This is a genomic window from Roseiconus nitratireducens (assembly GCF_008629675.1).
GTDB classification, from domain to species: Bacteria; Planctomycetota; Planctomycetia; order Pirellulales; family Pirellulaceae; genus Stieleria; species Stieleria nitratireducens.
This window is the reverse complement of record NZ_VWOX01000005.1, coordinates 385446-410356: the sequence shown is the minus strand read 5'-3', so window position 1 is coordinate 410356 and position 24911 is coordinate 385446. Positions and strand designations below refer to the sequence as shown.

General features: G+C 60.4%; 17 protein-coding genes. 6 read left to right on the top strand and 11 right to left on the bottom strand.

The genetic code is table 11. From position 1 onward, the window contains the following. Positions 1–92: 92 nt before the first annotated feature. The 8 genes from FYK55_RS11660 to FYK55_RS11625 all read right to left on the bottom strand — a co-directional run bounded on the left by FYK55_RS11660 (position 93) and on the right by FYK55_RS11625 (position 10491). On the bottom strand, positions 93–1079 hold the full coding sequence (locus FYK55_RS11660; RefSeq protein ID WP_150076565.1) for a class I SAM-dependent methyltransferase: 987 nt from the start codon (positions 1077–1079) through the stop codon (positions 93–95). A gap of 132 nt (positions 1080–1211) precedes the next feature. Further along, the gene (locus FYK55_RS11655) at positions 1212–2468 is read right to left on the bottom strand and encodes an ABC transporter ATP-binding protein (RefSeq protein WP_201743690.1); all 1257 of its coding nucleotides are present in this window, start codon (positions 2466–2468) and stop codon (positions 1212–1214) included. A 61-nt stretch (positions 2469–2529) separates the two neighbouring features. Continuing rightward, positions 2530–3354 (bottom strand): ABC transporter permease, encoded by an 825-nt coding sequence (locus FYK55_RS11650; protein WP_235908624.1) that lies wholly within the window; start codon positions 3352–3354, stop codon positions 2530–2532. 82 nt (positions 3355–3436) lie between these two features. Then, positions 3437–4516 carry a non-hydrolyzing UDP-N-acetylglucosamine 2-epimerase gene (gene wecB, locus FYK55_RS11645; RefSeq protein WP_201743689.1) on the bottom strand — a complete coding sequence of 360 codons (1080 nt, stop codon included), beginning with the start codon at positions 4514–4516 and terminating at the stop codon, positions 3437–3439. Positions 4517–4542: 26 nt separating this feature from the next. After that, positions 4543–7017, bottom strand: a complete 2475-nt coding sequence (locus FYK55_RS11640) for an O-antigen ligase family protein (protein WP_150076563.1) — start codon at positions 7015–7017, stop codon at positions 4543–4545. 59 nt (positions 7018–7076) lie between these two features. Next, positions 7077–8072: a GDP-mannose 4,6-dehydratase gene (locus FYK55_RS11635; protein ID WP_150076562.1), complete on the bottom strand. Its 996-nt coding sequence runs from the start codon at positions 8070–8072 to the stop codon at positions 7077–7079. Positions 8073–8110: 38 nt separating this feature from the next. Further along, positions 8111–9463 carry a glycosyltransferase family 4 protein gene (locus tag FYK55_RS11630; RefSeq protein WP_150076561.1) on the bottom strand — a complete coding sequence of 451 codons (1353 nt, stop codon included), beginning with the start codon at positions 9461–9463 and terminating at the stop codon, positions 8111–8113. Positions 9464–9498: 35 nt separating this feature from the next. After that, complete coding sequence (locus FYK55_RS11625) at positions 9499–10491, bottom strand: NAD-dependent epimerase/dehydratase family protein (RefSeq protein ID WP_150076560.1); 993 nt, start codon at positions 10489–10491, stop codon at positions 9499–9501. A gap of 764 nt (positions 10492–11255) precedes the next feature. Between FYK55_RS11625 and FYK55_RS11620 the strand changes: the two genes are divergently transcribed. Both FYK55_RS11620 and FYK55_RS11615 read left to right on the top strand, forming a co-directional pair. Then, positions 11256–11981 carry a Bax inhibitor-1/YccA family protein gene (locus tag FYK55_RS11620; protein WP_150076559.1) on the top strand — a complete coding sequence of 242 codons (726 nt, stop codon included), beginning with the start codon at positions 11256–11258 and terminating at the stop codon, positions 11979–11981. Positions 11982–11996: 15 nt separating this feature from the next. Beyond that, positions 11997–12737: an LON peptidase substrate-binding domain-containing protein gene (locus FYK55_RS11615; RefSeq protein WP_150076558.1), complete on the top strand. Its 741-nt coding sequence runs from the start codon at positions 11997–11999 to the stop codon at positions 12735–12737. 79 nt (positions 12738–12816) lie between these two features. Here FYK55_RS11615 and FYK55_RS30095 read toward each other — a convergent pair whose 3' ends face one another. The 3 genes from FYK55_RS30095 to FYK55_RS11595 form a co-directional block, all read right to left on the bottom strand. Further along, positions 12817–14961, bottom strand: coding sequence for an ABC transporter permease (locus tag FYK55_RS30095; protein WP_390621722.1), 2145 nt, complete (start codon positions 14959–14961; stop codon positions 12817–12819). A 63-nt stretch (positions 14962–15024) separates the two neighbouring features. Beyond that, on the bottom strand, positions 15025–16521 hold the full coding sequence (locus FYK55_RS11600; RefSeq protein WP_161604447.1) for an efflux RND transporter periplasmic adaptor subunit: 1497 nt from the start codon (positions 16519–16521) through the stop codon (positions 15025–15027). Between the two features lie 174 nt (positions 16522–16695). Beyond that, a complete protein-coding gene (locus FYK55_RS11595) occupies positions 16696–19275 on the bottom strand; it encodes a TolC family protein (protein WP_150076556.1) in 2580 nt (859 codons plus the stop codon). Between the two features lie 945 nt (positions 19276–20220). On the opposite strand from FYK55_RS11595, the gene FYK55_RS11590 reads away from it, so the two are divergent. The 4 genes from FYK55_RS11590 to FYK55_RS11575 all read left to right on the top strand — a co-directional run bounded on the left by FYK55_RS11590 (position 20221) and on the right by FYK55_RS11575 (position 24772). After that, the gene (locus FYK55_RS11590) at positions 20221–21027 is read left to right on the top strand and encodes a hypothetical protein (RefSeq protein WP_150076555.1); all 807 of its coding nucleotides are present in this window, start codon (positions 20221–20223) and stop codon (positions 21025–21027) included. Positions 21028–21150: 123 nt separating this feature from the next. Then, positions 21151–21783 carry a hypothetical protein gene (locus FYK55_RS11585; protein ID WP_150076554.1) on the top strand — a complete coding sequence of 211 codons (633 nt, stop codon included), beginning with the start codon at positions 21151–21153 and terminating at the stop codon, positions 21781–21783. After that, complete coding sequence (locus FYK55_RS11580) at positions 21780–24143, top strand: serine/threonine-protein kinase (RefSeq protein WP_235908622.1); 2364 nt, start codon at positions 21780–21782, stop codon at positions 24141–24143. Before FYK55_RS11585 ends, FYK55_RS11580 begins: the two co-directional genes overlap by 4 nt. Next, positions 24140–24772, top strand: coding sequence for a hypothetical protein (locus FYK55_RS11575; protein ID WP_150076553.1), 633 nt, complete (start codon positions 24140–24142; stop codon positions 24770–24772). The genes FYK55_RS11580 and FYK55_RS11575 overlap by 4 nt, the downstream gene beginning before the upstream one ends. The last annotated feature ends 139 nt before the right edge of the window (positions 24773–24911 follow it).

Genomic DNA, 24911 nt, shown 5'->3' with positions numbered 1-24911 from the left:
TGTGATTGAGACGTGCAGGACGAACGCGGCGTTGTAGGAAGTCGCGCCGCGTCAACGCGTGGCTGCGGCTATCAGTTTTCGGCTGAACGCAGTCACGCGGGAACTTCGAAAACGATCAGCAAGTGATCGCGAAGGCTGCGTGTGTAGGGAGGGTGAGCTTTGTGTTTCAACCGGCCGATCGGCGGGATCGCGTGCAGCAATCGACGTGAGACTCTTGCGCCCAACGTGTTCCGTTGCCGGCCGGCGAAGTACAGCGTCGACAGGGACTGGATCAAGACTTGCTTCGCTGAGCGCTGACCGTGGGGGATCGTTTCCAAGTGCGTCACGCGAAGCCCATTTCGTTGGGCCCAGTCGCGAAAAAAGGATTCACTCCCGAAGCAAAGATGCTGGGCGGGGTCCAGGTACCAGTGCTCGCCCCGCAGCATGTGCCACGTCCAGTGATCCATGTTTCCGGTGCTGAGAATCAAACGTCCGCCGGGACGGACCATTTCCTGCAGCCAGCGCATCGATTCGATCGGGGCATGGAGATGTTCGAAGACGTCAAACAGGGTGACGATGTCGAACGCGGCACGCAGTTCCGGGGACGGGGACGCGAGCAACTCACCGACCACATCGATGCCGTGTTTTCGAAGGATTTGTCTTGCCTGGCTGGACGGTTCGATGGCGGCGCGGTCCCAGGAGCGAGGGATTTGCTCTAGAAACCCGCCCGTGAAGGCACCGACGTCCAGAATCCTTCCGCGAGAAGATCGGCCGTCGGCGAGAAGTTTCCAGACGCGATTCCAGGCGTGGCTTTGTGTCACGTCGTCGACCCAACGCTCGCTATCCATTGAACCGTACAGCGAAGCAAGTGCCTCCGGTGATGGCTGCGGGAACCGGAATCCCAGCGAACAGCTGCGGCACCGATAAAGTGTCCCGGAATCGATTCCGCCCAGTTGATCCCGTTCCTCTCGGCTGATCGTTCGTTGGGCCGTGTCGCGACACGATCCGACGACATCCAGGGTTTCACTACCGCACGGGCAGGCGATGGTCGATGCCTCCGGTGCGATTGCCATCGGGGGCGACTCCAGTAGAACGCTCACGAATAAGTTCCCGGATCGCGTTGCCTGATCGGCTGAGAGAGTCGAGCCATGAATTTAGAGGTTCCAAGGAGTTGGCGCGACGGATTGCGGCGCGCGCAGAGGGTGAATCGTGACGTCAATGTCCGTGTCGGATTAACAGGATGTCGGTGAAGGGGCCAGCCATTCGTGTTCGCCAAACACCACGCCGTAGTCTCCACCTCCGGAAAGAATGGGATCGTCACCGACATTCTCGATCCGGAACGGACAGACATGGTGGTGTTGATCGAGGATGGCGCCCCGCGAATCCAGCAGGCCGGCGACGATTGAGTAGTTCCCCGGCATCAGGAACCTGCCTCGCACGTTTAGGGTGCGAACGGGCCGCGGATCAAAGGCATCGTTCCGGCTTCCCGCCAGATCAGTGATTGCGGTGAAGATCTTCTTCTGAAAGCGATCGCAAACGGCGATGCTAAGTTTCGTCGGGCCAATTTCCGGCGGCAGTTGCAGTGAGAACTCCACGTCGAAATTTTGGTCGTGGCGGATGACGCCGGTGTTGGCACCGGACTGCTGAACCGAAATCTCGCGAATGATGGATCCTGCTTCATCGCGATCGATCAGGAACAGCCCGTCTTTTTGACTGACCGACGACTGTCTGATGTAGGTGTCGATCGCTTCGGAGATGGGCATCACGCCGTCCGTCGTTCCGCCGCTGAGCACGACGCCGGTTTTGCACAACTGAGATACGGCCGCCATGTTGTGGCTGACAAAGATGATGGTCCGTCCGCTTTTGGCCACGTCATCCATCTTTCCGAGACACTTGCGTTGGAAATCCAGGTCGCCGACGGCCAGTACTTCGTCGACGATCAAAATTTCCGGATCAAGGTGGGCCGCGACGGCGAAACCCAGACGGACCTTCATCCCGCTGCTGTATCGCTTTACCGGTGTGTCGATGAATTTCTCCACCCCGGCAAACGACACGATCGCGTCAAACTGGCGATTGACCTCGGCACGCGTCATGCCCAGGATGGTCCCGTTGAGGTACAGGTTTTCGCGGCCGGTCAGTTCCGGATGAAAACCCGTTCCCACCTCCAACAGGCTCGCGACGCGGCCATTCAATTCGACGCGTCCCGTGGTCGGACTGGTGATGCGGCTCAGGATTTTCAGCAGGGTACTTTTCCCGGCCCCGTTGCGGCCGATGATGCCCACCGTGTCGCCTTCCCGGATCGAGAAGTTGATGTCTTTGAGCGCCCAGAAGTGATCTCCCTTCCGCTCGGACGGTTGATGATCGGTATCCGGCTTTCGGCGGATCAATCGGCCGGCGAACCCGTTTGCCAGGTCGCGGACGCTGGTCGTGTGGGTCAAACCCAATCGATAGCGTTTCGACAGGTTTTCGATTTGGACGGAGGTGGTCATATCAGTCAGATGCGTGGCAATGCCTGGGCGGAACCGGATCGCGGGTTGCGGGGGTCGGCTACTAGATGATGTCGGCGAAGGTCGTTTCGACCTTGCGGAAATAGAACATTCCCCCGAGCAAGATGACGATCATCGCGACCATGGAAATCGTCATCATCGTCCAATCGGGAGGGTTGGATCCGATCAGACACCAGCGAAAGCCTTCGATCACGCCGACCATCGGATTAAGCGCATAAATGGCTCGGAACCGCTCCGGCACCACCGAGGAGGGATAGATGATCGGACACAGGTACATCCACGTTTGGATCAGAAACGGGACCGCCATGGCGACATCGCGATACTTGACGTTCAGAGCCGTCAGCCAGATCCCAAACGCCAACGTTGTCAGCAGTGTCACGCCAACAAACAGCGGCAAACACAAAATGGCGATTCCGGGGACGTACTGGTACCAAACCATCAACAATCCCAGCACACCCAATTGCAACGTGACTTCAATCAATCCGACCGCGACGGTGGAAAGCGGCAGCACCAGGCGGGGGAAGTAGACTTTGGTCAACATCCCGCCACCGCCGACCACGCTGCCGGTGACCAGCGACAGCGAATTGGAAAAGTACATCCAGGGGATCAGGCCGGCGAACGCAAAAATCGTGTACGGGATCGGTGCCGTGTCGATACGCACGAAGAAGTGGAACACGAGGGTGTAAATGATCGCCGTCAGCAGCGGGCGGGCGATGGCCCATCCGTACCCGATGATCGACTGACGGAATTTCGCGGAGATGTCGCGCCAGGCCAGCAGCATCAACAGGTCCCGGTAACGCCACACCTCGCGAAGGTCCGGCAGCATCGTGCCCATCGGTGGCTCGATGATGGTTCGTTGTCGTTGCACTTTCGTTCAGCCGTTTCCGGAACAAGGTATGAAAAGGGACATGGCGCGCAGCATTCTGCCGATCCGCAGGGGGCGGATCATTTCACTTGGTGGCCAGCAAGACTTCCGCAATTCGCTCGGCCGCTTTGCCGTCCCACAGGGTCGGGCATTGTTTCAATGGCGGGTGAGCCTCCACGTCGCTGTAGGCCGCCAGCAGCGTGCCCTTGCCGGGACGCACCAATCGGTTGGTGCCTTCCTCGATCGTGATCGGCCGTTCGGTGTTGGGGCGAACCGTCAGACAGCTGACCCCCAGGTACGTTGTTTCTTCTTGCACGCCACCGGAATCGGTGATCACGATCTTTGCCGAACGCATCAAGGACATGAAATCGAAGTATCCCAACGGGTCGATCAAGCGGATGCCTTCGTTGATCGGTACTTGCTCGGACTCCAACCGGGCCCGCGTTCGCGGATGCACCGGAAAGACCACCGGTGTTCGCGAAGCGATCTCATTCAAAGCTGAGACGAGTTCCGAAAGCATCGCGGGATCGTCAACATTGCTCGGACGATGGAGCGTCGCCAGCACGTAGCTCTGGTCCGTCAGCCCAAGCGAACGGTAATACTCGGTCGCTTCGATTTTTGGCAGGGCACGTATCAAGGAGTCGATCATCACGTTGCCGACCCGGGCGATTCTCTCCAACGGGACGCCCTCGGCGGTCAGGTTGGCATCGGCGTCTGGCGATGGGGTCAACAGCAGGTCGGAAACCGCATCGGTCACCTTGCGGTTGATTTCCTCGGGCATCGTGTTGTCGCGTGAACGCAGCCCGGCTTCAACGTGCGCGATCTTGACACCCGATTTCGAAGCGACCAGAGCACACGCCAGCGTCGAATTGACGTCGCCGACGACCACCAGCCAATCCGGTCGATGACGATCCAAAACCGGTTCAAACCCCAACATGATTCGCGCCGTCTGGCTGGCATGTGACCCGCCGGAGACGCCCAAATGCTCATCCGGTTTGGGGAGGCCCAAGTCGCGGAAGAAAACGTCGGACATTCGCTCATCGAAATGCTGTCCCGTGTGGACCAGCGTTTGTTGCGCGTCCGGTGCCTGCTTTGCGATCGCACGCATGATCGGCGCGATCTTCATGAAATTGGGGCGGGCGCCAACGATCAGGAGAAACTTCACGGATTCGGAGGGGGAAACGAGGGAGTTCAGTGGGAGGAATTCCAACGAGTCGGATTGACCGAATGTTCGGTATCCGACTTGGCGGCTCGGGCATTCGGGTCTGATCGCTGATTCGAATGTCCGTCGACCAGATAACGGTCCACGGTAGCCTTGGGGGCCGCCGAACCGGGGATCACTTTCTGGATCGGAAATACGTCGTAGCGAGCGGCGCGAGCCAGCACGCGTCGGACCATGGTGGCATCGATCGTCGCGGCGCGCCGCCACATCTCTGTCGCCAGAACGTATCCACCGTGATCGGCAGCCTGCGTTCCCAAGCGGAACTGCAGTTCGGCGTTGTTGCGAAAGAGTTGTGCTGACTGCTGCAAGGCTTCATCGGTCACCGATGGCGTCTGGTGAACGAATTCTGTGAAGACCAAATTCATTCGGGGTGACAGGCCCATCGGTCTGGCAAAAAGCGATTCTTTGGACCGCGCCAACGATCGTGCGTAGGGAGACGTTGCCTGATGCGCGCCGTCATCGAATCCTTTGGCGACAACCTCGACCGGTGAGCGTTCAGCCTCGCCGGCAAGCTCCGGAACGGATCGTCGCCACGCGAGGCGGCGCAGGTTGCGAGAGCTTTCCGCATACTGCCGCGCTAACGATGCAGTGTTCGTGGCGTTTTGATGTGCGATCAATTCCTGCAAACGGCCTCGCTGGAATTCGCAGCGGGCCAAGAGATCCAAAAGTTCGGGGCGTGACTGTTCTTTGGCGAGCGTCTGCAATTCTTCGATTTGGCCGTTCAATTGCTCCGGAGCCGACTTGATCGCGTCGAACCGTAGCTCGGTGGACTTGACCGCGAAATCGATCCTGCTGTTCAGCCGGAGTCGAGTGAGGGCGATCAGGGAAGCGGCAAGCAGACACACGCCGATAGCCGAGGGCACCATTCCCTGCCGCCAGAATGTGGTGCTCTTCCAGGCTTGCTCGTCCGCATGACGGAGTTTCAGTTTTCCACCCCGGGAAGTTGAAGTGGAAACGACGACCTGCGCTGCCCGCGTGAATCCGCCGGTGAAAAGCAACGCCGCACCGAGAAAATTGGCCGGCATTGCCAAACCAAAGTCGAAGCATTGACTGACGCCGATCACCGTCAACGCGTAGAGCACCGACAGGCTCAGCCCGTAATCGAACGGATCCGGCGAACGCGAGAGTCGGCGGATCATTTGGACCGATTGCCACAGCAGGAATGCCAGCAGCAACGCTGCCACCACGCCGCCTTCGACCAACCATTCCAGCCACAGATTGTCGGCGTGAACACACCACCGCCACGGGCTGGTCTGCTGCCAAGGCAGGTAGGCGAATCGGTAGGTGGAGTATCCGCTTCCGGCGGGAAAATGCTTGGCGGCCGTTCGCAATCCGTCCGGCCAGTGGGCCAGACGATAGTCGGCGGACAACCGCTGCGTGCCCGCCTGAAACGCCGATTCGATCGTTCCGGCCGTGGGCGGCGGTTGGGACGGATCGCCGGAACCGGGCCGCAGCAGAATGACCGCTGCCAAGACGATGGATCCGGCGACGGCTGCCGCCTTTGCACGGGCGACGACGTTCGGCGCGATTACGTCGCGGAGCCGTGATCGTTTTGCAAAAGTCAGACCGACGACGGTGCCCGCGACTACGGCGGATAACAAACCACCCCGCGAGCCGCAGATGGCCACGCCGGCTAGCCCCGTCAGCACCGCGGCCGTCGCGATCGCGGACATCGGATCGCTGAACCATCGTTTCGCCAGTCGGGACGGAGCGCCCATCGGTCTGCCCGGGCCGACAACGGTCGACCGGAAGATTTCCCATCGCCAGGCCGACAGTCCGATGGCAGCCGCCAGACCGAGGTTGATTCCCAACGCCGCGTTGTTTCGGTTCAGGAACGTTCCAAAGGGAGCCCCCTCGCCACCTGCTTGAAAGCTCCACAGCGTGAAATCCGGGATCCATTTTCGGAAGATGCCGATCAGCGCGATGGAGGTTCCCCCGGCCAGGATCATCCACAGCAGTCCCGCCGCTCGGTGTCGATCGCGATACAGCACGGTCGCGAACGTGGACGCAACCGCAACGATGGCCAACCAGGCCACCGAATCCAGTGAGTCCGCCGGAGAGATCGATATCGGAATCGATGAATCCGCGGTAATGCCGATCAGCGATCCGGCCCATTGCACGTACGCCAAGTAGCTGGCGGGACTGAACAGGCCCACCCAACTTGCCGGGACCGCACAGGTTTGGAGCCACCCGTAGCCAGCTGCCACCGCCAGAACTCCGCCGACGATGTAGGCGAACCGGGAGGGGGTCGCCGTCGGAGTCGTGCCGACCGACACGCCGATTCCCAGCAGCGTTAGCAGGCAGGCAAACACCAAGGCTAGCGAGCCGACGTACTGGGACCAGGGAAGGATGCCGCCGAAGTCCGTTGCCAGCACGCCTGGGGTCAGACCGATCGTGACGGCAGCGCACCACAGCAGCGTCTGGCCAACGATTGCGCGGTTCAAGTTCGATCCGGAACGGGCGGGGAATAACAACGGGCACCGATGACGTCGTTGGAACGGAGTCAATCTTGGTTGGATTCGGAACTCAGGGCGGCGATGTCGTCGCGGACCATGATTTGTGCCAGTTCCGGCAATTTGACAGCCGCCTGCCAGCCCAATACGCGGGTGGCCTTGGAGGAATCCCCGACCAGCCGAATTCCCTCGCTGGGTCGCAAGAACCGCGGATCCTGCGTCACGTAGTCCTCCCAGCGGAGTCCCACGGTTTCGAATGCCGCCTGCAAGAAGTCTTTGACGCTGTGGTCGGTTCCCGTAGCGATCACAAAATCATCGGCTGCCGGTTGCTGCAACATTCGCCACATGGCCTGGACGTATTCAGGGGCGTAACCCCAATCGCGTCGCCCGTCGAGGGATCCGAGCGAGAGCGAGTCCTGGCGACCGAGCGAAATGGCCGCGGCGGCGCGGGTGATCTTGCGGGTGACAAATGATTCACCCCGTCGCGGCGATTCGTGGTTGTAGCAAATCGCATTGCAAGCGAATAAGCCGAAAGAATCACGGTACAACGCGACCATCTGCGTGGCGAAGGCTTTGGCAATTCCGTACGGCGTCACCGGACGCATGGGCGTCGTTTCACATTGCGGACATTCCTCTGCGCGGCCGAAGATCTCGCTGCTACTGATGTGCAGAAACCTCGGCGGCTTTTCCAGGTCCCGCACGATCTCCAGCATGCGGAGCGTGCCCATCGCTGTGAAGTCACAGGTTGTTTCCGGGATCTCAAAGCTGGCACCGACGTGGCTCTGACCCGCCAGATGGTACAGTTCGTCGGGCTGGCACTTGATCAAGATCCTGCGGATCGTGGTCGAATCACCCAGATCGGCGTAGTGCAGAAACAGTCGCTTGTCATACACATCGGGTCGATGAAACAGTTGATCCAGACGCTGTCTGGCCGTGATACTGCTGCGCCGAACGATGCCGTGAACGGTGTAACCTTTCTCGAGCAACAATTCGGTCAGGTACGATCCGTCCTGTCCGGTGATTCCGGTGATCAATGCGGTTGGCATGTCAATTCTGTTGCGGTGTCCGTGAACTTGCTACACCGCTACGGCGTCAAGATGGCTTCGGTGCTGATCGGATCCAGCGTCACAATCGGAGCCGGTTTTTGGACGTCCAACGATTCATCCGACAGGATGCTGCACAGGACCTGTTCGAATTTTTGGACCACGACCGGGCGATCAAAGTAACACAGCGCCTGGTCGCGGGCGCGCCGTTGGCGATCAAGCAGCGCTGGTGCGAACGTCGCCAGGCTCTCGGCACGAGTTTCCTTGGATGCGCGGGCGACCGCCTGGGCGATCGCTCCTGGTGAACCCGGTGGGACGCACCAACCGAGGTCTCCCTCGTCAATCGTCTGCCACAGGTCGGTCTCCGGATCGGCAACCGCGATGACGGGACGTCCGGCGGCCAGGATTCCGTACAGCTTGCTGGGGCACAGGCATCCGGTGATCCGTTGGTGCATGGAAACCACATGAACATCGGCCGCCGAAAGACTTTCGGCCAGGGCACTGCGGGGCTGGTAATCCAGAAATTGAATCCGGTTTCCCAACAACCGCAATCGTTCCGCCTGTCGGATCAAACGGTCGCGTGAGGCACCGTTGCCGACCAGCAGCAACCTGGCTTGTTGGGGCCACTGGGGATCCGCGGCGGCATCGATCAGGACGTCCAGACGCTGCGTCAATCCCATGTTGCCGCTGTGCATGACGACGAACGCATCCTCCAGCCCCAGCCGCCGTCGAAACGCATTGCTTGCCGGATCCACCGGCCGGACGGTTTCGCAGTCGGCCCAATTGGGAATGGTTTCGATTTTGTCTTCCGGCAACTCCCACGGGGCCCGCACCAATCGCTGTCGCATGCAGCGTCCCAGCACAATAATCCGATCCGCGTCGCGGTAGGCTTGCTGCAACTTCGGACGCAGGCGCGAGGCGATCAGCGGAAGTTTCAGTTTTCCTACGGCTTCGGCGACATCCGGGTAAATGTCTTGCAGGTACACACAATGTTTCGCGCCGATTTGGCGGGAATACTTCGCGCCGGCAAGCGGCAGCAGGAAGGGATCGGTTTCGCTGATCACCAACGCCGGAGACAGCCTGGTTCTGGCCAGGTAACGCTGTGCGGCGTGATAGAACGACACCAGGTTCAGGATGCGTCCGAACGGATTCTTTTTTCGAAATTGTTGATGCCGCAGCCGATGAATGGTGACTCCATCGTGAACCGAGGTTCCTTGCTTGCGGTAGTGGCAATTCCGTTCGGGGCTGTTGGGTTGACCGCAGACGACGTGAACGTCAAATCGGCCGGTCAGGCCGCGGCACAGATCGGTCAACAACTGGCCGGTGGCTTCGATGTCCGGCCAGTAGGATCGATTCAGGAACAGAATCTGGCGGCGTGGTTGCGACAACTTCATTGAGGTGGGAGCGGGGGTGGTGGCGGGGTGGTTGGCTAGGGCAGCACGATTTTTTGCGACCAGGGCTCGTTGGCGCGATACCAGCGGACCGACTCATCCAACCCCTGTTCCAGCGACACTTGCGGTTTCCATCCCAGCAGCTTGCCCGCTTTGCTGATGTCGGCGCTGGTCGTGTGCATGTCCGCCTTGTGGAACGGGTGGTGCTCGATCACCGCCTTTTTGCCCAACCGCTCTTCCAACATGCCGATCAGCTGATTCAAGGACACGGGAGTGCCGCCACCACCCAAGTTGATGATCTCGTACCCGAGTGGCTTCGCGGCGGCGATGGTTCCGCGGGCGATGTCGTCGACGTAGGTGAAATCTCGCGATTGCTCACCATCGCCAAACAATTGGATCGGAACCCCGTCATCGATCCAGCGGATGAAGCGAAAGATCGACATGTCCGGACGCCCCGCCGGACCATAGACCGTGAAGTAGCGGACGATGGAGACGTCGATCCCATACAAGTGGTGATAGCTGTACGCCATCACTTCGGCCGCTTTCTTGCTGGCCGCGTACGGTGAAATCGGTGTGTTGACCGGTAGGGTTTCCACGAACGGCGTGGGCTGTCCGGCGTACAACGATGACGTGGACGCCAACACGTACTGTTTCACTCCGGTCCGCCGCATCTGGTCCAGCAAATTCAAGCTGCCGATCGAATTGGTCGTCAGGTAGATGTGCGGGTTTTCCATGCTGTACCGGACCCCGGCACGTGCCGCCAAGTTGAAGACGGCATCAAACTGGTTGGCGTCGAACAGGGGGGCCAACGCCGCGGCACTTTCGATGTCGACCGGATGGAACTCGAATCGCTCGGACGTGAGCGAGTCCACCCGGTGTTGCTTCAGCGAAACGTCGTAGTAGTCGTTCAAGTTGTCGACGCCGACGACACGGTGTCCACTTTCCAGCAACAGTGCCGCGACCCGCGACGCGATGAAACCGGCGCACCCGGTGACGAAGTAAGTGCGTTTCGAATCGGAAGTTTGAGTCATCAATGGTTGGGGGGCGGGAGGATTGCGGAGGATTCCACGGGTGGACGCGCGGACTTCGTCCACGTGGGTGACACCGGAAGCTCGGTGCCACCGCCGGGGCCGATCGGCGCTCGGGCGGTCGGTTCTGTTTCGGACCGGACGTTCGACGGAACCCGCAGCGGTCCGCCAGCGGCACGCAGGGTCCTGCGACGTCAAAGCTGGCGTTCGCCATGGCGACGACGGTTCGACAACCGCGTGGCCGTCCACCCTGGCGACGACGCGAGACGGCTGCCCTTGGGCGGCGATGCACACCGACTTCGACCTGGCGAGATTCAGCGTCCGGCTTGTTTCATCGCCATATGAATTGCCCGGCGACAACGATCTCGGGCGATCTCGAACGCTTCGATGTGAATCCACGTCGGTCGCGGCGAGATTGATTGTTGGGCGCTTCGTTCGTTTGGTGCCGTTCGGTCCGTTCGTTCCGGATGCTCCGAAACTGTCGCGCTGGAACTCCCAAAAGCGGACAAGGACGACGCCAGCCGTGCTGCGGAACTGGGGGTGGATTGGCAGCTGGAGTGCCGCACCGGAAGTCACCGCGCGGTGAACGTCTCCGCCACTGCGACGTCTGAAACGCGGGCGGGAAGGACGCGGCCTGGCGGTTGCGAATTGACTTCAATCGCCGAGGGAACGGTCTCCGGTTGGCCGGCGAGATGGTATAGTTGGAGCGATCAATCGGTCAGCGGATGATCCGCCCTCCTTTCAAGCACTCCTGAGGCTTTTGTGCCGTGAGCAACGTCAATCCCTACTCGCCGGCGGAAGCCGGGATGCCCGCCGCCTTCGCGGACGAATCAGCCCGGGCCAGCTTCATCCGTCGCACCTACACGCATTTGTTCGGGGCGATCGTCGCGTTGGTCGCGATTGAGGCGGTGATTTTTGCCGTGGTGCCGCAAGCCAAAATGGTTCAGCTGGTCCAGAGCGTCACGCCTTGGACCTGGTTGATCGCCTTGGGGGCCTTCATGGTGGTCAGCTGGATCGCGCGTTCGTGGGCGACCACGGGGGCCTCGCCGGGCAAGCAATATGCCGGACTGGGGCTGTACGTCGTCGCCGAAGCGCTGCTTCTGTGTCCGTTGCTGTTTGTCGCCATTGTGTATGTCGACCCGCGGACGCCGTTGCTGGCCGCGATGATCACGTTGATCGTTTTCGCCGGATTGACCGCCTTCGTTTTCTTCACCGGCGCAGACTTTGCCGGGTGGGGACGCTACTTGGCGCTGGGTGGCATCGCGGCATTGGGCGCCATTGTCGTCGGGGCGATCATGGGCTTCTCGTTAGGCTTGTGGTTCAGCGTCGCCATGGTGGCCTTGGCATCGGGCTACATTCTTTACGACACCTCCAACGTGTTGCATCACTACCGGACCGACCAGCACGTGGCCGCGGCACTCGCGCTGTTCGCATCCGTGGTGCTGCTGTTCTGGTATGTGCTGCGGATTTTGATGGCGTTCGCCGACGAATGAGAAGCGATTTTCGCGATGGGTGATCTTGATAATTTGACGCGGCTGCCAGAGGACTTCGACGGCCAAGTGCGATTGTTCCCGCTGCCGTCGCTGGTCTTGTTTCCGCACGCGATGCAGCCGTTGCATATCTTCGAGCCTCGGTACTGCGAAATGCTCGCTGAGGCATTGGAGAGCGACGAGTTGATCGCAATGGCGACGTTGACCAGCAACGATGACGCCACGGTGGGCGAACCGCCGATCGCCCAAACCATTTGCGTGGGACGCATCGTGTCCCACGTCGAACTGGAAGACGAGCGGCACAATATTCTGTTGGTCGGGATTCGTCGTGGAGTCGTGACGGAGGAGATTGATGCGGGGCGTTGTTTCCGCATCGCGCGCGTTGACGTCAAGGATGATCTTTATCCCCCCAGCGGATCGGCGACGCGATCCAAGTTGCGCGGGGATCTGCTGCAGGCCTTTGGAGAAGTCATTCCATCGACCGATTCGGTCCAACAGGGCTTGGACGAATTGATGTCAAGCACGATGGGATTGGGGCCGATCACGGACATCATCGCCCACACGTTGCCGCTGGCCGTGTCGGCGAAGTTGAAGTTGCTGGCCGAGCCGGATGTGGATCGACGGGCGAAACGGTTGATCGAGAACCTTTCCGGGGGGGCACTGCAACTGAATGCAAAGCTGCCCGGAACCGAACAAGAATCGACCGGGTCTGGGGACGACGGTCAGCGGCCCTTTCCCCCGCCTTTCAGCATCAATTGAGTGTCGATGCTTCCCGGCGCCGTCACGGCTTCTCGGCGCCGTCACGCTGCCGGTGGTGAAGAACTTTCCCGGAACTGGTTCACCCGACGTGACGCAATGCTTCGATCGGGTTCATCGCCGCGGCGCGAATCGCTGGATAGATTCCGAACACGATTCCGACGGTGACGCTGATCCCGAACGCGATCGGGATCGAGAGGGGAATGATCACCGGTTCCATCGACTGGACGGTTTCGGGCAGCGAAGCCATCAGCTCCGGGAAGGACGTTTCCGCCACCCAGCGGAGTCCGGCGAGCAAACGCTTGCAGGTCAATCCGCCCACGATTCCGGTCAGACCCCCACACACCGATAGCAAGACGGTTTCGATCAGGAATTGGCGTGTGATGTCCTTGCGCCGAGCACCCAAGGCGCGACGGATGCCGATCTCCCGCGTGCGTTCGGTCACCGTGGCCAACATGATGTTCATGATGCCGATGCCACCGACCAGCAGAGAAATACTAGCCAGCAACGCCATCATGGCCATGAACATCAACCGCGTGTTCCGAGCCTGTTGCAACAGTTCCAACGGAATCCCGATCTCGAAGTCCTCGAACAGGTGCGTTCGCCGCAGGGCTCGTTCGACCGCCTGGCCGGTCGCAACGGCCTCGTCCTGATCTTTCAGGCGTAGCGTGATTTGTGAAACCGCTCGCCCGCCGTTGTTGCCGGTCGAATAGGCTTCCCCGAATCGTGTCCAATAGGTCTGTAGCGGGATGTAAACGTTGTCGGAGAAATCTTGCCCGGCGGTCGTTCCCTTGACGCGTTCAATCTCACCCCGCGCCTTGGTCACGCCCACAACCTGAAAGTAATCGTCAATAACGTGAATCGATCGGCCGATGGGATCTTCATGGCGAAACAGTTGATGGGCCACCTCCTGGTCCAGCACGCAAACGTTGGCACGCGTTTCACCGTCCTTGGGAAGCAAGAATCGACCGCGGCTCAATTCCAACTGGTACAGTTCGCGGTATTGCGGCGTGCAAGCGTTGATTTCGCCCGTCACGAGACGATCCCGATATCGGAATTCACGTCCGCTGCGGCGATAGAAAGGAATGACCATCGAGACCGATGGGATCGATTCCTTTAAATGATGGCAGTCCTCTTCGGTCAGCCCATAGAAGTAGATCTTCTTGCCCTGGACCTGATCTCCGGACGGCCGCGAGGTCGTGACGATAATGTTGTTGGCCCCCAGCTCTTCGATCTGTTGGTTGGCCTTCGCGGCAATCCCCTCGCTGATCGCCAGCAACCAGATCACGCTGGCCACACCGATGAAGATTCCCAGCACGGTCAGCATCGATCGCAGGGGATGCATCAACAAGGTTTTCATCCCGACGCGGACATCACGCATCCGCAGCGACAGCTGGCTGGGGCGGCGGGATTCCGATTCGCCAGCTTCCGGTCCGCTGCTGAAGAGGATATCGGTTTCGGCGGACGGATCTGGTTCCGCCGGGGGACGCAACCGCTCGTCCGCTTCGATCACGCCATCGCGGAGCCGAACAATGCGCCGGGCCCGCGCAGCGACTTCCTCTTCGTGAGTGACCATCACGATGGTGCAACCGCTGCCGTTCAATCGGTCGAACAGCTCCAAGATCTCTTCGGTGGTGGCCGTGTCTAAATTCCCGGTGGCTTCATCGGCCAGGATGAACTCGGGACGGTTGACCAGGCTGCGGGCGATTCCGGCACGTTGTTGCTGGCCACCCGAAAGCTGCGTGGGGCGGTGGTCGCTTCGTTGCCCCAATCCGACAAGGTCGATCAACTGTTGAGTTCGAATCCGGTCCGAACGGGACATCCCACCGTGGTAGGCCAATGGCACCTCGATGTTCTCGACGACGTCCAGCTGCGGAAGCAAGTTGTAGGCTTGAAAGACGAACCCGATTCGGCTGGCCCGAATCGCCGACAGTTCGTCGTCGCTCAGTTTCGAGACGTCTTGATCGCCGATCCGGTACTCGCCGGACGTCGGCGTGTCCAATCCGCCCAGCAGATTCAACAGCGTGCTCTTGCCGCTACCGCTGGGGCCCATGATGGCAACGTAGTCGCCGTGCGGGACATCCAGGTCGATCCCTTTGAGCACGTGCAGGGTTTCGTTGCCCAGCGGATAGTCCTTGCGAAGATCCCGGATACGGAGCGCCGTCGTCAGCGCGTGGGCGGAGTGCAGCGATTCCGGAGGATCCGACAACTCGACGGCGGTGGACATGGCATTGCCGCGACGGGGCAAGGAAGCGAGGTCGGAGGAACGGGACCTCGGTCCCGAAACATGCTACAGATTGGCGATCGCCGCACTGAGTTCTTCGGCGACGTCCGGATCGGTGACGTTCAGCACGACGGGGGCGCCTTCACGCAGCCCCTCCTTGACGATCACGGCCGTTTCGTTGGCTTGGCCGACTTGAATCTCCAGGGCCGACAAGCCGCCGTCGGCGGTCGGAATTCCACAGAAGAATCGACCCTCGTCCTCGGTCACCGCTTCGATCGGCAATTGCAGCGCCCGGTCGATCTCGTCGACCAGGACCCGCACTTCGGCGGTCATGCCCGGCCGCAACCCCTTGGGCGGCGAATCGATTTCGATCGCCACTTCGTATTCTTTGACGTGATCCATGTAGGCGCTGACGGCTGGCAACGGGTACTCGCTGACCTGCGTGACGTGTCCCGACAGTTCCGTTTCGGGCATGGCATCCAACAGCAGTTTGGCGGGCAAGCCGGGGCGAACATGGCCGATTCGCGATTCGTGCACCTTGGCGATCACACGCATCTTGGTCGGGTCGGGCAAATTGATGATGACCTGACGCTCGCGGACGGGTAGACCTTCTTCGATCAACACGGTGCTGCTGCTGCGGCTCTGCTTGTTCTGATAGACCACCTGACCGCTGCAGGGGGCGGTGATGGTGCACTTGGCAATTTGGTCTTCAATCTGACGAAGCTGAATCTTGTCCAGCTCCCAAGTCTTTTCTTTGGACTGCAGCCGGGCTTTTGCGGTCTCGATGTCCGCGTTCAATTGCGTCAACATTTTTTGACGCGTGTAGGTCTGCATCACCTCCAGTTTGGTTTCTGCAACCTTCAGCTCCTTGCGAGCCTTCTCGACTGCGAACGCATCGGCCTCCAATTGCGCTTCCGGAACGTACCCGCGACTGGCCAGGCGTTTGCTGTAGACCAGGTACTCTTCCGCTCGCCGCATGTTCTCGCGGGCGACGAAGACGTCACTCTGCTGCTTTTCCAATTGTTCCTTGAAGGTTCCCTTGTCGTATTCGTCCAGAGCCAGCTTGGCAGAATCGTAATTCGCCTTGGCCTCGATCACGGCCGACTGGCTATTGCTGCAAACGATCTGCTGTTGAATCAGCTGCGTTTGCAGGGCGGCATCATCCAGCCGGACCAGGAAATCGCCTTCGTCGACCCAGGTGCCTTCAGGCACGATTTGCAAGATGTTGGTCCCGGAAGATCCTCGCGAGCTGACTTCGCATCGGACTTCGACATTGCTGCTGCTTTCAATCTCGCCGCGTTCCAAAACGATGTGGGAAAACGGTCCCACGGTGGGCCGCGTCGTCAGCAGTTCCAGCGTCGGACGGTCCTCGAAAAAGTTCGAAATCAAAGCGGTGACGTTTCCGAACAGCAGCTGACTGGCTAGCCCCGAAAGAAACAGGAAGGCGGTGGCCAACACCAGGGTCGACTCGATGGTCGCAGCCCGGCGGTCGGCTCGCGCGTCTTGTTTGACTTCGGCGGTTCGATGCTCGCACGCGTCGGCGGGGTGGTGACGGTCTTTCATCACGACGGCACAGCGGTTACGCGGAAAGCCCTGATCGGCCGCGCAAAAACGGACCTGCGGCGGCGGATCCTGTCCGTTTCCGAAAGTCAGACCGGAAACGCAACTGGTCGGGTGGGCAATGGGTGGGTGGGGGGAGCCCAAAATTTGGGCTCCGGAGGGACTCGCAACTATAGCTTACGGACGTGCCGGTGTCAGCTCGGGTCCCAAAAGTGGTACAGATTTCGGCTCGGGAAGTGCCTGGCCCTCTGACGGACCGGCCGGAATCAGTTCCGCCTCGATTCCGGGTGCCGACAACATCTCCGGCAATCCGTCCTCGACCGGTTCGACCGGCATCTCCAAATCGTCCGAGAAACCGCTGTCGATCCAGACGCCCGACGGGTCCAGCCGCATCGTTCCCATCTCGAAATCCAGCAGAATCCGCAGCACCTCGTTGGCGACCCAAACGTTCAGAAAGTCATTCTGCGCGTCCAGCAAATCAGAAAGTGCGGAAACGAGGTCACGCGCCGCGGTGGGAGAGGTCCGGCTGGGTTGATCGGGACGAACCGGAGGATTCAGCTTCAAGCGGGCGATGTCGACCTGGGCAATTGCGACCTGCACGGCCGCCCGCCGGACCTCCAGATTGATCTCGCTCAGGGTGATCGTGCGCAACGTGTTTCGCAGACTCTGTTTGATCCGGTCCTCAAACAGCATGTAATCGCGTCGGGCGCGTTGGTAGCTGATCAATGCGGCGCGGTAACGGTTCCGTTCGGCCAGCCGCGCCGTCGGCGTGTCAAACTGGGCCCCGAAACGGATGCGGCTGCGGTCCCCGTCAAACTCGAACACGTTGTCCGGTCGCGTGCTCAGCTGGCCGTCGACGACAATGTTCAGATCGCTTTTCAGCCCGTTGGCAAAGAACTCAATCTTGCGCCAGCTGTCGACCAGATTCGCGCGGGCGTTCATCCAATCCAGACGATTCATGCGCGCGTACTGAACCGCTTCGGGTGGCGGGATGTCGGTGGGACGGAGGGTGATGCCCTGCAGTCGGATTTCCGCATGGACCAGCGAGAGTTCCAGCAGCAGGTCAGACAGCTCGGTGGCGTTCGCCAAATACAGATTCCAGGTCTGCTCCACGGATTGCGTGTCGTCGCCTGCGGGGGCGGGTTCCGGTCCGTTCTGGTCGGCAGCGGTGGCCGCAAACAGCAAGGCCAGTTTGTTTTCAATCTCTGGAACGCGCCGTTGCAACGACGCGACGCGTTGCTGCATCGCATCGACGTCGTAGACCCGCGGATCGACGTCGGCGTTCAATTCCAGGATGGTGTTCTCAACCCGCAACAATTGCTCCCGCCGTTGCGGCAGGATCGCGTCCAATCGCCGCATGTCTTCCCTGGCGTCGTCGACCTGCTCTGCGATGGGCTCGGCCAGCGACACCAAATCGTTTCGAATCGATTTCAATCGATCCGCATCGGGCTGGTCACGCATCATCCGCAGCGCTGTGAGAGACTGTTCGACGGTGTTTTGCAAATCGGTCAGCGCCGGGTCGATCAGGATGAAACGTTCCAGCAGCGGGTCTTGAATCTCCAGCGGCAGGTCCGGCGGTAAACCCATTTGAACCTTGAACGCATCCAGCCGCGTTTGATAGGCCGCTTGGGCGATCAGCAAGCTGCTTTGCGCGTTCAGCAACGCCTGACGCGCCTGATCCACCTGCAGCCGGCTGCTGATCCGGTTGGCGTCGAAGGCGGCTTCCAATTGCGCCAGGCTGTCGCGAAGAGCGGCGATGTTGGAGGCTCGGTTGCGGATCTCCTGCTGAGCCTCCAGCAGCCCCAGATACCCGCCGGCGCTGGGCGCGCCGCTGCGACCTCCCGGCGTGCCGGCAATCACGCCCAGCCCCGGTGAGCCGACGTTGTTGCCCAGCGATGGACCCGGGCCGCTATTGCGACCCGTGATGATCTCGACAAAGAATCCCTGTTGGTACTGTTCCAGTTGGCGGACATTGGCCAGCAGGTTTCGTTCGCTTTGCGTCAAGCTTTCCAACACACGAGCCCTGCCGCCGAACCGCAACAGTGGTTGCAGCAAACTGAAATCGATCGCCGACGAAAACACATCGGTGTCGTCGCCCCAAAAGTCCCACAACAAGGAGTTGGCGAAACCGACGACGATTTCGCCTCCGGTTGCAGTCAGCTTCCGTGTTCCGACGAACGAGTCCAACGTGTAGGGGCTTTGCGCTCCGACGCGACGACCACGGGACGTCGCGAAAGTGTCCACACCGGCGAACAGTTGATAGTCGAAACGGAACCGCTCGAAGGAGACGTCCAGGGCGGAGAGATAAAGCGTTTCGATATTGGTTTGGAAGTCGCGTGAATGCAGGCGGGAAAGTCGCACGGCTTCCCGCAGGTCCACGACCGCGACTCCCTCATCATCGAGCACCAGAGAATCTTTCCAATAGGGCGATTCGACTTCCGCAAGCCTCCCAAAGCGGTCCCATCCCTTGAACCCTTTCTTACCGTCCACTCGGTGCATCAGCGTGTGGGACGTGGGGTCATCCGGAGGCATCGGCGGGTGATCGATCGACGATGGGTCTGCCAGACGGCTGTAGGGATCCGCATACACACCGGTGCTGCCGAACGTTCCCCCCTTCTCACGTACAAGGCAGGCGGCTTCCCGGTCGGCGGTGCGGCGATTCCAGGTCCTGGAACAACCCGCCAGGATGACTCCGACGGTGAGGGTCCAGACCAGGAATGCCAGCGGATGTGGCCGGAGAAGCGGAATGCTTGGCATCGATCACGGGGGTGAGTTCGTCGGTGGCAGGAAGTTCGTCGGAGGCGACTGGGATGCGCACCGATTGCTTCCTGAATCGTCCGCCCCCGAACCGGTCGTAACTTTCTTTCCTGCTGTTCGGTCTGGGCAAACTACGACGTCCCTCTGATAGACAACGGCCATCGCAAGGCGACCGAAATCCCCCCGATGTGACTAATTTGCTAGCGGGGAAGAATCCGCCGCGTTGCCAAATGTCGCCACGGATCCAATTTCACTGGATTCGTCCTGACATGCTGGTGCGTTAAGATGGTGAGAGCGGACGGGCCTGACGGTTGTCCGCCACGGATTTGTTTGTTGATTCACCGGAACCACGGACTTCCATTGCGGAATATCGCAATTCCCGAACTTATTTATTGATCCGTCCGTGGTTCTCTCCTCTCCACCTTTAATCCAAGGCTTCCCATGGTGATTGCAGAGAGCAAGAGACCGCCTGTCGTCGCGCATCCTCGAGGGGATATCGCCGGCGACGGCACGATCGCGGAGCAGAAAGCGGCTGTCTCGGACAGCGGTTTTGCCCCAAAGACTGTTCAGCCGAACACCTCGCCCGATTTGTCGGTGTTGGTTGATCACTTACGCACGGATAGTCAACGAGATCCGCTCCACTACCTGCTTCGCAGCAACCGGTCCCACGACGGCGAGTGACCGGACGTCGGATCCAAACTTTCCAGGACGTGCCCGTGGACCTGTTCCGCGGGCATTTTTTTTTGCTCCCGGTCCGTGATTTAGCTTCCGGTCTGTCCGTCCACGCCCAGATGCCGTTTCCGGGGCGATGAAAAAAACGGAAGCGACGAAAAAATCACGGTGACCGCCCCAAGATCCCGGATTCTGTGCCGAACAGATGGGCGAAAACCGAGCCGGCCCCGCGTTTCGGCTCTCGTCAACCGTCACTTTTGGGGATTTAGATCCATGTTACGAAAAGCAATCTTGGCCGGGGGCGCCGTCGCCCTGATGTCCAGCCTGGCCGTCGGCGTGCCCGTGGTGAGCTACCTCCGTTGCGGGGTGAGTTCGCTCCGCGACTCCGCCAGCAACTCGGTTCCCCTGGAATGGGAACTGAAGCGTGCCCGCCAGATGATCACCGATCTGAAGCCGGAGATCTCTGACAACGCGAAACGAATCGCCCGCGAGAAAATTGAGGTCGTCCACCTGGAAAAGCAATTGGACGAAACCGAAACGCGGTTGGCCAAAGCTCAAGGCGATATTCAGCGTTTGAGCGGTGACCTGGAAGGCGGCAACGAGTACTTCACCTACGCCGGAAGGTCTTACACCTCGACCCAGGTCCAGGAAGATCTGAAGAATCGCTTCAAGCGTTACAAGACCCGTCGGGCCACCGCGGATAAACTGCAGCAAATGCTGTCGGCCCGCCAAGCTTCGCTGAACGCAGCGGAGGAACGCATGGAAGCCATGTTGAGCGCCCGACGACAACTGGAGGTCGAAGTCGAGAACTTGCAGGCGCGATTGGGCGCGTTGCGGGTTGCCCAGACATCCAGCCAGTTGAATCTGGACGACAGTCAACTCTCGCAGACGCGCAGCTTGTTGGACGAGATTGCGACTCGAATCGACGTCGAAGAAGAGACGATGCAGGTTGATGCGGAGTACTTCGGCGAAATTGATCTGGATGAGCCCCAGGACGAGAACCTGTTGGACGACATTGCCAGCTACTTCGAGAAGGAGCAAAGCAACGGCAAAGAATTGGTTTCCATCCAGTTGGACTGATTCGCGCTTGGCTGGAGAACCGGCGACCGACGCGGTTCCGGTTCTTGGTTTGATGGTTCACTCCGGTATTGATTCTCACTGTTTGTTTCGATTCCCACCGTCCTTGACCCGCATGACGATTCGATGAACGGCCTTTTCGCGAGCACAACCGATCGTCCCCGCCGCACGATGTGGCGTTTGTGGGTCGACGGATGCGGCGGCTTTTTGCTGGTGACCCGGCAGCGGGTGAGTGTCGGTGGAATGCGGCCGGACAGTGACGCTGCGGTGCAAGTTCGGTCGGATTGGCGTCGCCACGAGGGCGAACTGATTCGTCAGGGTAGCGACTACTTCTGGGTGCCGGCGACGGATTCGCCGGCAGACGTCGCGTCATCGCTGGAGCGGCGATTGTTGCGGACCGGAGAACACCTGCCGATCACCGGTGTGACGAAGCTGTCTCTGGAGCAACCTTCACCGTTGTCCGGTTCGGCGGTTCTGTCGCTCGCGCCGCCACACCGATTTAGCGGCCACGTGGACCGGGTTTTGTTGGTGGACCAGACCGTGTTGATCGGCCGGGCGTCGAACAACCACATCCGCTTGAGCGGCAGGGATTCGGCGGCGGTCTTGCTGTTCCGCGATGGTCGCTGGCACGCGAAGCACCGTCAGAGCCAAAGTTCTCCGATGTCGCGCGGTGCCAACGTTTGGTCCGAGTTTGTCGAACTGGTGCCAGGACAGCGTGTTTCGGTTGATGAACTGGATATGACGTTGGAACAAGTATGAAACTGATCACCCCCGCAACCCCTTCTCGCGTTGACGCAACCATGACCCTTCACGGCAACGACACGCAAGAGACGCGACCGTCCGAAACCGCGAGTTCTGCCCGGGTGGAGCAGGAGGCGACCGGTGGGGCAAAGAGCTGCCGGAACGGACGCGGCGGCGCGGCGCGATGGCTGCAGCCGTGGAAGTGCAAAGCACGGGGCAAAAGCGACAATCCGGTCGCATCGGAAAGCGAGATTCCGGATGACGCCGTCCGGGAGCGCGATAAAATGGCGGGTACGATTGATGAAACAATTCTCGGCTCGCCACCCGACCAGCCTCGCCCCATGTCCTTCACATTTCCCCCCGGTAGTCGTCCACTGCCGCCGTACACGATCCGGCGTGGCGTCGGTATCGGGGGATTCGGCGAGGTCTACTTCGCCGTAAGTGATGCGGGGAAGGAAGTCGCGTTGAAGCGGATCCAGCGCAATCTGGAAATCGAACTGCGCGGCGTTTCGCAGTGTTTGAATCTGAAGCATCCCAATCTGGTGGCCCTGTACGACATCTGTCGTGACGCCGACGGCGGGTCGTGGGTCGTGATGGAATATGTCGCCGGTGAGAGCCTGCGCGACGTGCTGGACAAGCATCCTGACGGTCTTCCCGAGACTCAGGCCCGGCGTTGGTTCGCCGGCATCGCCTCCGGGGTGGATCACCTGCATTCGGCCGGTCTGGTCCACCGAGACCTGAAGCCGGGCAACGTCTTTGACGATTTGGGAATCGTTAAAGTTGGTGACTATGGGTTAAGCAAATTCATTTCGTCATCGCAGCGTGGTGGTCATACCGAGAGCGTCGGCACGTTTCACTACATGGCCCCTGAGATCGGCCGTGGACACTACGGACGTGAGATCGACGTTTACGCCTTGGGCGTGATGCTGTTCGAGCTCTTGACCGGACGCGTGCCGTTTGACGGAGAAAGCTGTCACGAAATCATCGTCAAACATTTGACGTCCATTCCGGATTTGAGCGACATTCCATCACCGTACCGTGAAACGATCGCTGCGGCACTCGAGAAGGACCCGGGAAAGCGTCCCGCGACCGTCTCGGAGATGCTTGCCAACTTGGGACTGGCGTCCGATGCGGTCGCCATTGCGACGTTGGCCGGAGCACCCGCCTCCGCATCGATGTCGGCCGTCGGGACCCAGTCTTTCACGAGCTCGGGCAACCCGACGTCGCGCACCCCGCACGCCGCCCCCCTTCACGGCGCCCCTCTGCACGGTGCCGGTGTCGTCCAGGGTCACGGGGGAATTGGCACCGCGGGAGTCGTTCACGCCGGCGCGGCATCTGACTCGGGCCCGGCCATGGCACACGGCGCGGGGTCGTTGGCATCGCCACCGGATGAGCCGCTGTTGCGTGCCGTGCGAAAATCAATGGCGGATCTGAGGGTGTGGTGGAAGTCGTTGGAGCAATCCCCACGCTCCCGGTTTTGGATCGGCGTCTTGGTGGCGTTCGTGCTGTTCGTCAATACCCACTGGTTGCTCCCGGTGTTGTCGATTTTGGGGGCGATTTATGTTCCCTACTACATCATCCGTCAGATGGTGTTGCATTCCAGTGAACAGCCCAGCTACGCCCGTGCACACCAGATCGCATCGCAATCCGGTCCCCCCAGCTACCCGCGTTCGCGGAACCAGTGGCGGAGCGAGGTCCGGCATTCTTTGCGAGCGAAACACAACCTGGTGCGACTGGCGGAGCTGAACACCTCCTGGATCGCATCGGCGCTGACGGTCTTGGCCATGACGGTCGCGGCCGGTGTGATCGGATTGCGTAGCGGCAACATCTCCGCGGTCGAATTGGCTCCTTATTTCTGGATCGCTCTGGTGATCTTGTTGGGCGCTCAGGGCATCTTGGGATTGGGGAAGCTGTGGGAACGCGATGAAGGCGAGGGGCTTCCCAGGCGGCTGGTGTTGGCCGGTGTCGGCGCCGGCGTGGGGCTGGCTGCGTACGGATTGAACGAGTTCTTGATGTTGCCGATGCAGGTTTCCGATAGCGGACTGCTAGGACGGGACCTGCCGCAAGCGTTGTATCGTGATGACGGAACCATTCGGGCGGCGGGGATGATGGCCCACTTTGCCGTGCTGCTTGGTGCGATCCGCTGGTGGAAGCCGGTGGACCCCTTGCGTCGCACTCGCTTGAGTCTGTGGAGTGTTGCGGTCGTGTGCGTCGCGGCCTGGGGGATCCATCAATTCCTGCCGATGCCGCAGCCGGCCGGAATCTTGATTGCCGGTGGCTTGGCAATCGCCACGCAGATGTCCGCACCGTGGATCAACCCGCGGCTGGTTCAAACTCGTCAACCCAATTCAAAACCTAACGTCGAGGTGCACGCATGAAATCGCTGGGCCCTGCCTTTGCCGCTTGCCTGCTTGTCGGGTTCATTTCATCGGTCGCCTTCGCCGAGTCCAAGATCGAGTCGGTCAGCGAACCGGAAGCGACGGTTGACGCGAACGCTGCTGCATCGGAATCAAAATCGTCGAGATCGGAGTTGTCGGTCGCGCCGTTGGACCATGTGGTCTATCCCGACGACCGACCTGCCTGGGTCGATCAGGAACCTGATCTCAAATCTCCCGTGCACACTTGGGTCGTGGTGACCAGCGGCTGTGAAACGATGCAGCAGTGCGAAGCCGAGTTGGATGTGTTGCAGAGGGCGGCCGTGGCGCTGTACGTCAAGGAACGCACCGGCTGGGTTTGCGACGATGCGATGTTGGATGGTCAGTGGATCGACGACGAACTGGTCGGACGCCGTTACGTCGGTGATTTGGTGCGCGGCGATCAAGCGTTGAAAGAGATCGCCGTGGAACTGCAATTCGGACCAGAACAGCAGCAGAAGATTCTTCGGGCGTGGAAGAATGCCGAGGTGGGAGACCGTCTGCGGGCGACCGGGGCCGTCTTTGCAATGGCTCTGGTCGGGTTGTGCTGCACGGGCGGACTGCTGGGGGTTTTCAGCCGCCGCTTTTCTTGACGGTCGCCAACGTAGCCACCGTCGCCAGACGGTGGCCGTACCCGATTGCCACTCCCTGGCAGCCGCAGTCAGGGACGTGGGTCGAACCGAAGTTGGGTTGAACGCTGGACACGCCGGTACACTTCCCGGCTCACGTCTC